The 10,196-nt window shown below is 69.6% G+C and carries 13 protein-coding genes; 4 read left to right on the top strand and 9 right to left on the bottom strand.

Features of this window, described 5'->3' with window-relative positions; translation table 11 throughout:
* On the top strand, window positions 1–193 hold a 193-nt coding region (locus QQJ79_RS13630; protein WP_284223463.1), incomplete at its 5' end, for a hypothetical protein.
* Between the two features lie 5 nt (window positions 194–198).
* On the opposite strand, the gene acpS is transcribed toward QQJ79_RS13630, so the two are convergent.
* From acpS to folK, 6 genes are all read right to left on the bottom strand, one after another.
* The gene (gene acpS, locus QQJ79_RS13625; RefSeq protein WP_284223462.1) at window positions 199–600 is read right to left on the bottom strand and encodes a holo-ACP synthase; all 402 of its coding nucleotides are present in this window, start codon (window positions 598–600) and stop codon (window positions 199–201) included.
* Complete coding sequence (locus tag QQJ79_RS13620) at window positions 597–1,334, bottom strand: pyridoxine 5'-phosphate synthase (RefSeq protein WP_284223461.1); 738 nt, start codon at window positions 1,332–1,334, stop codon at window positions 597–599. Before QQJ79_RS13620 ends, acpS begins: the two co-directional genes overlap by 4 nt.
* 4 nt (window positions 1,335–1,338) lie before the next feature.
* Window positions 1,339–1,929: an orotate phosphoribosyltransferase gene (pyrE, locus tag QQJ79_RS13615; RefSeq protein WP_284223460.1), complete on the bottom strand. Its 591-nt coding sequence runs from the start codon at window positions 1,927–1,929 to the stop codon at window positions 1,339–1,341.
* Between the two features lie 39 nt (window positions 1,930–1,968).
* Complete coding sequence (locus QQJ79_RS13610; RefSeq protein ID WP_284223459.1) at window positions 1,969–4,155, bottom strand: RelA/SpoT family protein; 2,187 nt, start codon at window positions 4,153–4,155, stop codon at window positions 1,969–1,971.
* Window positions 4,156–4,256: 101 nt separating this feature from the next.
* On the bottom strand, window positions 4,257–4,616 hold the full coding sequence (gene rpoZ, locus QQJ79_RS13605; RefSeq protein WP_284223458.1) for a DNA-directed RNA polymerase subunit omega: 360 nt from the start codon (window positions 4,614–4,616) through the stop codon (window positions 4,257–4,259).
* A gap of 85 nt (window positions 4,617–4,701) precedes the next feature.
* A complete protein-coding gene (gene folK / locus QQJ79_RS13600; RefSeq protein WP_284223457.1) occupies window positions 4,702–5,259 on the bottom strand; it encodes a 2-amino-4-hydroxy-6-hydroxymethyldihydropteridine diphosphokinase in 558 nt (185 codons plus the stop codon).
* 61 nt (window positions 5,260–5,320) lie between these two features.
* On the opposite strand from folK, the gene QQJ79_RS13595 reads away from it, so the two are divergent.
* A complete protein-coding gene (locus QQJ79_RS13595; protein ID WP_284223456.1) occupies window positions 5,321–5,962 on the top strand; it encodes a uracil-DNA glycosylase in 642 nt (213 codons plus the stop codon).
* Between the two features lie 131 nt (window positions 5,963–6,093).
* Window positions 6,094–6,288 carry a hypothetical protein gene (locus QQJ79_RS13590; protein WP_284223455.1) on the top strand — a complete coding sequence of 65 codons (195 nt, stop codon included), beginning with the start codon at window positions 6,094–6,096 and terminating at the stop codon, window positions 6,286–6,288.
* A gap of 12 nt (window positions 6,289–6,300) precedes the next feature.
* On the opposite strand, the gene smpB is transcribed toward QQJ79_RS13590, so the two are convergent.
* Together smpB and dapA are read right to left on the bottom strand one after the other, a co-directional pair.
* The gene (smpB, locus tag QQJ79_RS13585) at window positions 6,301–6,750 is read right to left on the bottom strand and encodes an SsrA-binding protein SmpB (RefSeq protein ID WP_200947906.1); all 450 of its coding nucleotides are present in this window, start codon (window positions 6,748–6,750) and stop codon (window positions 6,301–6,303) included.
* Window positions 6,751–6,770: 20 nt separating this feature from the next.
* Entirely contained in the window at window positions 6,771–7,655 is an 885-nt protein-coding gene (gene dapA / locus QQJ79_RS13580; RefSeq protein ID WP_284223454.1) for a 4-hydroxy-tetrahydrodipicolinate synthase, read from the bottom strand.
* Between the two features lie 115 nt (window positions 7,656–7,770).
* Between dapA and QQJ79_RS13575 the strand changes: the two genes are divergently transcribed.
* Complete coding sequence (locus QQJ79_RS13575) at window positions 7,771–9,858, top strand: lytic transglycosylase domain-containing protein (RefSeq protein WP_284223453.1); 2,088 nt, start codon at window positions 7,771–7,773, stop codon at window positions 9,856–9,858.
* Here the strand turns inward: QQJ79_RS13575 and QQJ79_RS13570 are convergent.
* On the bottom strand, window positions 9,807–10,196 hold a 390-nt coding region (locus QQJ79_RS13570), incomplete at its 5' end, for an ATP-binding cassette domain-containing protein (RefSeq protein ID WP_284223452.1). The two genes, QQJ79_RS13575 and QQJ79_RS13570, sit on opposite strands and share 52 nt — an antisense overlap.

Below are 10,196 nucleotides of genomic sequence, written 5' to 3'. Positions count from 1 at the left end.
CGTCGTGGCCGTGCGCGGCAGGCGCAGCGTGGCCGTGGTCGTCGTGACCGTGGGCGTCGGGCGCAGCATGCCCGTGATCGTCGTGACCGTGACCCCCGCCGTGGCCGTGATCGTCGTGCGGCTTGTGCTCGTCGCTCATTGTGACTCTGTCCCCCAGCCGCTGTCCGCGGTCTTTGCGGCGAAATCGGTATAACGTGATTAAGCCATCGGCAAGGCTTCGATCACCACGAAGGCGAGTGCGTAAGGGTGCTCGTCACTGAGCGTCAGGTGTATCCGGGCTTCGTGACCGGCTGGTGTCAGTCTGGACAGGTGTTCCGCGGCGTTTCCGGTCAGGGCCAGGGTCGGCTGGCCCGTGCGCATGTTCACCACCCCCATGTCGCGCCAGTAGACGTCCGTCCTCATGCCCGTGCCCAGCGCCTTGGCGCAGGCCTCCTTGGCCGCGAACCGCTTGGCGTAGCTCCAGGCCGGGTCCGGCTTCCGGTCCGAACGGGCGCGCTCGATGTCGGTGAAACAGCGCTGTTTGAACCGGTCCCCGAACCGCTCCAGCGAGGTCTGGATCCGGCGAATGTCGCACAGGTCCGCGCCGACCCCGATGATCACGTCGCCGCGTCCATGGCCGCGCGCATCCGGCGAATGGCGGTGGGCAGGCCGACGAACACGGCCTCCCCGATCAGGAAATGGCCGATATTCAGTTCGCGGACCTCGGCGATGTCCATCATGTGGGCGGCGGTGACGTAGTCGAGGCCGTGTCCCGCATGGACCTCCAGCCCCAGGTCGAACGCCCGCGTCGCCGCGGCCTGCAGCCGGTCGAACTCCACGGCCCGGTCGTCGCCGGCCAGATGGCAGTAGCGGCCGGTGTGAAACTCCACGACCTGCGCGCCGACCGCTTGGGCCGCATCGACCTGCTCCGCCGTCGGCTCGATGAAGAGCGAGACCCGGATGCCGGCCTCCGCCAGGGTCTTCGCCACCGGCGCGATCCGCGCCTCGTGGCCCGCGACCGCCAGCCCGCCTTCGGTCGTCACCTCCTCGCGCCGCTCGGGCACCAGACAGGCGGCGTGCGGCCGGTGCCTCAGGGCGATGACCAGCATCTCGTCGGTGACCGCCATCTCAAGGTTCAGCGGCCGTCCGGCCTCCGCGCAAAGCAGACTCAGGGCGTCGATGTCGGAATCGGTGATATGGCGCCGGTCCTCGCGCAGATGGGCGGTGATGCCGTCCGCCCCCGCCGCCAGCGCCTCGCGCGCCGCGCGCACGGGATCGGGATGCACGCCGCCGCGGGCGTTCCGCACCGTGGCCACATGGTCGATATTGACGCCGAGACGGACCGGAGACGCCATTCGCCTATCCCTTGCTCGCGAGCCGGCGGCTGCCGGGATCCTCGACCGGCAGCGCCGCCAGTTCGGGCGGCAGGGCGTCGGCCGGATAGGCGGGGACGTCCAGGGTCGCCAGAGCCACCAGCGGCACGCCGACATCGGCCCGTCCGCCCGAGCGGTCGACGATACAGGCCGCCGCCACGACGGTCCCGCCCGCCGCCTCGATCGCCGCGATGCACTCGCGCGAGCTCAGCCCCGTGGTGACGATATCCTCGACCATCACGACCTTCTGCCCCGGCTCGACATGGAAGCCGCGCCGTAGTTTGAAGGCGCCGCCCTCGCGCTCGACATACATGGACGGCACGCCCAGCCAGCGCGCGGTCTCATAGCCGGGGATGATGCCGCCGACGGCCGGCGAGATGGCCACATCGACCGATCCCACCGCCGCGGTGATCTTCTCCGCCAGCGCCTTGCACAGGCGCGCGCATCGCGCCGCGTCCATGAACACCAGGTTCTTCTGCAGGAAGACGGGGCTGTGCAGCCCCGAGGACAGCACGAAATGGCCTTCGCGCAGGGCGCCGGCGCCGCGGAATTCGTCGAGTACGTCGTCTGAGGTCATGGCGGCTGTCATAACGGGAGCCGCCGCCGCCGCAAGGCCCTAGCCCCGCGCTCTTTCGACCGTATCCACCGACGGATTGGTCCGCAGGGCGGCCATGATGGACGTGGCGTGTTTGGCGTCCTCGACCTCCATGTCGATGTCGACGTCGAAGAAGTCCTGCTGCCGGTGGCTCATCACAAGGTTCAGGATGTTGCCGCCTGCCTCGCCGATGATCGTCGCCACCTGTCCCAGCACGCCCGGCGCATTCTTGATAGTGGCGCGGATGCGCGCAGACGCCACAGCCCCCTGCTCGGCCTGCGGAGTCCACTGAAGGTCCTGCCAGACCGAGTCGTCGTCGGCGTAGTCCGCCAGCTGCTGGCAGTCGATGGTGTGCACCGTCAGCCCGGCCTCGGGCTCGAGGATGCCGACGATGCGGTCGCCGGGCACGGGCGAGCAGCAGTGGCCGAAATGGACGCTGATCCCCGGCGTCAGACCGCCGCCGCGCACGAACAGCCGCGCCTGTTCGTCGCCGATCCGCTTGCGGTCGGGTCCGGCCTTGAGACGGCCCTTCAGCGCCGGGAACAGGGTCTCGCCGACCTTGGCGGCCGACACCCGGCCGCGCCCGATGGCCTCGTACAGGTCTTCCTCCGAGGCGAAGGCGAAGGTCTCCAGCATGGCCTTCAGCGACACCTCGGCGAGGGTCTTGCCGGCGCGCGACAGGGTCTGCTCCAGCGTCGCCCGGCCCAGCTTCTGGAATTCGCCCCGCTCGGAGGTGCGGATGTGCCGCCGGATCGCCGACCGCGCCCGGCCCGTGATGGTCAGCGAGCGCCAGTCGACCGGAATCTCCCGCTTGGCGCCGCGGACGATCTCGACCACGTCGCCATTCTGTAACTGGGTCCGCATCGGCTTCAGTTCGCCGTTGATCTTGACCCCCACCGCCGTGTCGCCGACCTCGGTGTGGACGGCGTAGGCGAAGTCCAGCGGCATGCCGCCCCGCGGCAGGGTGATCAGCGAGCCCTTGGGCGTGAAGACGAACACCTGCTCGAGGTACATCTCCAGCTTGGCGTGCTCGACCCAGTCCTCGCCGCCCTCGCCGTGCTCGATCACCTGCACGAGGTGGCGCAGGTTCTGCAGCGGATCGCGTCCGCCGTCGGCCTCCATGGCCTCGCGGTCGAAGCCGTAGGACTTGTTCTTGTAGGCCCAGTGCGCCGCCACCCCGTCCTCGGCGACGCGGTCCATCGGCTCGGTGCGGATCTGCATCTCGATGCGCAGGCCCGACGGTCCGACCACGGTCGTGTGCAGGGACCGGTAGTTGTTCGACTTGGGCGTGGAGATGAAGTCCTTGAACCGCTCGGGCACCATCGGCCAGGCGCGGTGAATGACGCCCAGGGCGCGGTAGCAGTCATCCTCGGCCTCGACGATGACGCGGAAGCCGTAGATGTCGGACAGGGAGGAAAAGCCCACCGACTTGCGCTGCAGCTTGCGCCAGATCGAATAGGGCGTCTTTTGCCGGCCGAACACCTGGGCCCGGACCCCGGCCTCCTGCAGCACCCGCTCGACCTCACGAGACACGCCGTCGATGGCGCGGCCGTGCTCCAGCTTCAGCGCCTCCAGCCGCCGCTCGATGGCGGTCCGGGCCGTGGGGTTCAGATGCTCGAACGCCAGTTCCTCCAGCTCGGAGGCGATCGAATGGATGCCGATCGACCGGCCCAGCGGCGCATAGACCTCCAGCGTCTCGCGGCTGATGCGCTCGCGTTTCTCCGGCTTGACGTGTTTCAGCGTCCGCATGTTGTGCAGACGGTCCGCCAGCTTGACCAGCAGGACGCGGACGTCCTTGGAGATGGCGAGGATGAATTTGCGCAGGTTCTCCGCCTGACGCGTGTGCTCGGCCTGAAGCTCCAGCCGCGAAAGCTTGGTGACCCCCTCGACCAGCGAGGCCACCTCCTCGCCGAAGCGTTCGGCGATGTCGTCGCGTGTGGCCGACGTATCCTCGACCACGTCGTGCAGCAGGGCGGTGACGATGGTGGCCGTGTCGAGCCGGTAGTCGGTCAGGATGCCGGCGACCTGGATCGGATGGGCGAAATAGGGATCGCCCGAGGCCCGCAGCTGCGAGCCGTGCATCTTCATCGCATAGACATAGGCGCGGTTCAGCAGCGCCTCGTCCGCGGTGGGATCATAGGCGCGCACGGCCTCGACCAGTTCGAACTGGCGCAGCACCCTTGAGCGGGGATGGGGTTCCGGGTCCACATGCGGACGCGGGCCGCCGGGATCGTTCAGATTGGCGGGTTGGGGCGTCGGCGCGGGCTGCCGCGCCGGCAGGATGGTGATACCGTTGGCGGGGTCCGCCGTCAGTAGCGTTCCTCCTGGCCGCCGTCGCGATCGCTTTGCAGCGCGCGGATCAGCTCGGCCTCGGCCATGTTCATGTGCTGGGGTTCAGCCAGCAGGCCCACGATTTCGGCCTCGTCCTCGGCTTCCGTCCGCTCGTCGACGCGCTGCAGCGCAACGATGACGGTCTCGCGCAGTTCGTCCGGCGCCACGGTCGACTCGGCCAGTTCGCGCAGGGCCACGACCGGGTTCTTGTCGTTGTCCCGATCGAGGGTCAGCGGCGCGCCGTTGGCGATGGCGCGGGCGCGGTTGCCCGCCAGCAGGACCAGACCAAAACGGTTCGGCACCTTTTCGATGCAGTCTTCGACAGTGACGCGAGCCATGAATATCCTCGGGCGCGGGGGGAGAACCGCACAAAATAGAGTGTCAGACGGAATTGTGCAACGCCGCATGGGCGGGAATGAGGCGTTAGCGCAGCGGAGTCGCGTCTTTTCCGACCGTGGCCCGCCCGGCCAGCGTCTCCGCCGTCTCCCCGTCGGGATGCACCCACCCCGGCGCGATCTCCGCCAGCGGGCCCATGACGAACAACCGGTCGGAAGCGCGCGGGTGCGGCAGGATCAGGCCGTCGAGGTCGCCGGTCGTCCGGCCATAGGCGATCAGGTCGAGGTCCAGCGTCCGCGGCGCATTGGCCGCGCCGCGCTGCCGGCCGAACGCCTCCTCGATCCGGCCTAGCGCCGCCATCAGCGCATGCGGCCCATGCGCCGTATGGACGACCGCCACGCCGTTCAGGAACGGCGGATCGTCCGGGTCGGGCCAGGCGGCCGAGCGCCACCATGACGACCGCGCCACCACATCGATCCCCTCCGCCCGGAACCGCGCCAGCGCCGCCTCCAGCGCCTCGCGGCAGTCGACCCAGGCCCCGCAATCGTTGCAGCCCAGGGCTACGATGATCGCATCGTCCAGCCCGGCCCCGCCGTCGAGCGGAACGGGCGGCGGCGCCTTGTGCTGCGGGCCGGGCTTTTCCATTCCCGCTTCTTACACCAATGAAGGCGTGCGCGCCCGCCCGCCGCCGAAGGATTCGCCTGCCTTGCCGACCGCCCCGTCTGAACCGCCCCGCGACTGTCCCCTGTGCCCGCGTCTGGTCGACTACCGCCGCGAGAACGCGCGCCAGAACCCCGACTGGTTCAACGGGCCCGCCCCCTCCTTCGGCGACCCCGGCGCCCGACTGCTCGTCGCGGGCCTGGCCCCCGGCCGCACCGGAGCCAATCGCACCGGCCGGCCCTTCACCGGCGACGGCGCCGGCTGGATTCTGTACGAGACCCTGCTCCGGACCGGCTTCGCCACGGGCCAGTACGAGGCCCGGCCCGATGACAGCCTGCAGCTGGTCGACTGCATGATCACCAACGCCGTCCGCTGCGCCCCGCCCGGCAACAAGCCCTTGCCCGGGGAGGAGGCGACCTGCCGGAGCTTCCTGACCGCCCGTATCGCCGCCCTGCCCCGGCTCAAGGTCATCGTCACCCTCGGCGACGTCTCGCGCCGGAATGTGCTCAAGGCGCTCGGCCTGTCCGGCTCGGCGGCCCCGCCCGGGCATGGCGTCGAGGCGGCGCTGGGCGGCTATGTGATCCTGAACAGCTACCACTGCTCCCGCCTCAACACGAACACCGGCCGGCTGACCCCCGCCATGTTCGAGGCGATCTTCCAGCGCGCCCGTCAGATCATCGAATCGTGACCCGAAACCACTCGCCTGAACGGCGAGTGTGGCTCTCCTGCCACGCGAATCAGCGGGCGCCGGGTGTACCGTCCTCCTCCAGGAACAGTCGTGCGTAGCTTGCGTTGATCGAACAGCTTTGGAGGGCTGTGATGCGTAGGTCGAACGGGGTCTTTTCACCTCAGGAACGCAAGACGGCGCTTTGGGCCCTGCTGATGGCGGGCCTGATCGCCGCCATGGGAATGGTGATCCAGCAGTGGAGCCAGCCGTCGGTCGGACCCGGCGGTGTCGACGCCTATATGACGGCGCAGGTGCCTGGCGTTCTGGACGCCCAGCCGGTCAGCTGACTGAAGCGGGGCTCAGCCCCGCTCCTTCATCAGCCGGGCCTTGTCGCGCTGCCAGTCGCGCTGGGCCGTGGCCTCGCGCTTGTCGTGCAGCTTCTTGCCCTTGGCCAGGGCGATCTCGATCTTCGCCTTGCCCGCCTCGTTGAGGTACAGCTTGACCGGAATGATGGTCTGGCCGTCGCGCTGGACGGCGCCGATCAGCTTGTCGATCTGCTTGCGGTGCAGCAGCAGCTTCCGGTGCCGGCGCGGTTCGTGGTTGAAGCGGTTGGCCTGTTTGTACGGCGGGATGTCGGCGTTCACGAGGACGATCTCGCGTCCCTCCACCGCCGCATAGCTCTCGGCGATATTGGCCCGGCCGTCGCGCAGGGCCTTGATCTCCGTGCCGAGCAGCATGATGCCGGCCTCGATATAGTCCTCGAGGAAATAGTCGAATTTCGCTCGCCGGTTCTCGGCGATGATCTTCATCTTGGGGGCTGTGGACGCCATCAGCCCAGACCCGCATCCGCCATGGCGCGATCGATGGCCGGCTTCACCGCATCGGAGGTCAGGGACAGGGGCAGTCGCATCTCCTCGGTGCACAGCTGCAGGCGCGACAGGGCGTATTTCGTGGGCGCCGGCGAGTTGTCGAGGAACAGCGCCTTGTGCAGGCCGATCAACCGGTCCTGCCAGTCGCGCGCCGTGGCGTAGTCCCCCGCCGCCGCCGCCTCATGCAGGGCGACCATGGCTTCCGGCGCGACATTGGACGTCACCGAGATGACCCCGACGCCGCCGTGGGCGTGGTAGCCGAGGTAGCTGGGATCGTCGCCCGAGATCAGGTCGAACTGGCCCCCGATATGGGCCCGCATCCAGCTGACCCGCGCCAGATCGCCGGTCGCGTCCTTGATGCCGACGATGTTCGGATGCGCCGCCAGCCGGGCGACGGTGTCGTTGGCCAGGTCCACGCCGGTGCGGCCCGGGACATTGTACAACAGCACGGGAAGCTGAACGGCCTCCGCGATCGCCTCGTAATGCTGCGCCAGCCCCGCCTGCGAGGGCCGGTTGTAATAGGGGGTGACGATCAGGGCGCCGTCGGCGCCGACGGTCTTGGCGAACCGCGCCAGCTCGATCGCCTTGTCGGTCGCGGACGAGCCCGCCCCGGCGATCACGCGGATCCGCCCGGCGGCGACCTGTACGCACAGCTCCACCACCCGCTTGTGCTCGTCGGGAGTCAGCGAGGCGCTCTCGCCCGTCGTGCCCATGGGCACGACGCCGTGGATTCCGGCCGCGATCTGGCGTTCCAGAAGTTGCGTGAAGGCGGCTTCGTCCACCTTTCCGTCACGAAGTGGTGTGATCAGGGCGGTGATCACGCCCTTGAACAAGGGGGCGGTCATTGAGACAGATGGTCCTGCGTGGAAAATCGGGGCGACAGTCGCCGGATATTAAGCGTTGGAGGGTAGGTTGCCGGTCGCCCGACCGCAACCGCGACGCATGGAGATCGGACAGGCAATGATCGCTACCAGCCTCGCGGCCGCCCTGGCCCTGCTCGCTCCCGCGCCCGAGACCCTGATCCCCCAGGAAGTCCCCTACAGCGCCGTGGCGTCCGGACCGGTCAGCAACCAGCCGCGCGTGCTGAACGATCAGGATACGGCCCTCTTTCGTCAGGGGCTGTCCGCCGCCCGCGCGCGGGATATCTCCGGCGCCCGCAACGCGGCCTCGCAGATCGGCGATCCGGTCGCCCGCAAACTGGTCGAATGGGCCCTGCTGGACACCTCGGCCGACCAGATGCCGCTCAGCGACCTCGCCGTCGCCCGCACCGCCTTCGCGGGCTGGCCGCGCGCGGAGGGCCGCATCGCCGCCGCCGAGCGGGCGCTGGACCGCGCCTACGCCGGACCCGAGGCCGCCCTCAATCTGTTCGCCCGCAGTGGACCGACGACCGTCCAGGGCGCCATCGCCCTCGCCGACGCCCTGGAGCAGCGCGGCCGGTCAGATGATGCCCGCCGTCTAATCGCCGACTGGTGGCGGACCCGCTCGTTCGACGACGCGACCCAGACCCGCATCCTGACCCGCTGGGGTTCCAGCCTGACCCAGGCCGACCACACGGCGCGGCTGAACATGCTGCTGCTCGGCCCCCATGGTCCGGCGACCCGCGCCATGATCCCGCTGGTCCCCTCCGACCGGCAGGCGATCGCCAACGCCGTCATGGCCCTGCGCACCGCCTACAGCCCGGACGCCATCGTGGCTGAACTCAGCCCGACCCAGGCGCTGGACCCGGCCGTGGCGCTGGAACGCGTCCGCATCCTGCGTTCGCAGAACCGCCAGTCCGAGGGGTTCGCCCTGCTGGCCGCCCTGCCCGCCGCCCCCTCTCACACCGAGGGACAGAACACCCTGTGGAGCGAGCGCCGCAACTATTTCCTCGACGCCCTCGAGCGCCGCAACGGTCAGGCCGCCTATGACGCCATGGCCGGCCACGGCTTCCCCGGCGGCGAACGCAAGGTCGATGCGGAATTCTTCGCCGGCTGGGCCGCCCTGGTGAAGCTGAACGACCCGGCCCGCGCCGCCCGGCATTTCGAAACCCTGCGCCAGGCCTCCTTGACCCCGATCACCCAGGGCCGCGCCCTCTACTGGCTGGGCCGCGCCGCCGAAGCCCAAGGCAACACCCCCGCCGCCATCCAGTACTATCGGGACGGCGCCCGGCACATCCAGACCTTCTACGGCCAGCTGGCCGCTGAAAAGGCCGGGATGACCACCATCAACCTGCCCGCCGATCCGGTTCCGACCGCCGCCGACATCGCCGCCTTCGAGAGCAATGAGGTCGTGCGCGCCCTGCGCATCCTCGGCGAGACCGGCGAGATGAGCCTGTTCCGCGTCTTCGCCTATCAGCTGGACGACGACCTGCCGGGTCCCAACGGCCTGGCCCTGCTGATGGACCTGTCGCGCAACTACGGCGAAGGGTTCACCGCCATGATGGTCGGCCGCGCCGCCAGCCAGCGCGGCTTCCTGATGCCCGAGCGCCAGTATCCGGTCCGTATCCCGCCGTCCGTGCCCGGCGCCGCGCCGCTGGAGTTCACCCTCGCCATCACCCGGCAGGAGTCGAGCTTCGACCCCCGGGCCCGGTCGCACGCCAACGCCCGCGGCATGATGCAATTCCTGCCCGCCACCGGTCGTAGCGTCGCCCGCCAGCTGGGCCTGCCCTATTCGGATGAGCGGCTGTACGACGGCGACTTCAACATGACGCTGGGCAGCTTTCACCTCGGCGACCTGACCAATGATTTCGGCGGCTCGATGCTGCTGACGACGATCGGCTACAACGCCGGCCCGGCCCGGCCCCCGCAGTGGATCGCCCGCTGCGGCGACCCGCGCGGCGGCGCCGTCGATCCGGTCGACTTCATCGAGTGCGCGCCGTTCACAGAGACCCGCAACTATATGATGCGAGTCATGGAAAACATGCAGGTTTATCGCGCACGCCTGAACGGAGGTTCGGCGCCTCTGACCCTGTCCTCCGACCTGCGGCGCGGCGCCCCGGCGGGGCCCAGCCCCTATAGCTACGCCGGCGAAGACGGCGTGCGCGCGCCTGAGGGCGAGCCGTCGGAGTAGCGGCCGCTCGACAGCAGCGGCCCGTCCGGCCCTTCGACCCAGCGCGCCGTCAGTCCGAACGTTTCCGCCATCACCCTCGGCGTCAACGCCGCCATCGGCGCGTCGTCGGCGACGACACGACCCCCCTCCAGCACGACCACCCGATCCGCGAACCGCGCCGCCAGCGCCAGATCGTGCAGGCTGACCAGCACCGCCTGCCCCGCCGCCGCGCGCGCCTTCAGCCGCTCCAGCACCATCAGCTGCGCCTCCGGGTCAAGCCCGGCCGTCGGCTCATCGGCCAGCAGGGCCTGCGCCCCGGTCGCCAGCGCCCGCGCCAGCAGCACCCGCGCCCGCTCCCC

The organism is Brevundimonas denitrificans (assembly GCF_030160755.1).
Taxonomy (GTDB): domain Bacteria; phylum Pseudomonadota; class Alphaproteobacteria; order Caulobacterales; family Caulobacteraceae; genus Brevundimonas; species Brevundimonas denitrificans.
The sequence above is the reverse complement of the archived record's forward strand: the minus strand, read 5'-3'. Positions and strand labels throughout refer to the sequence as shown.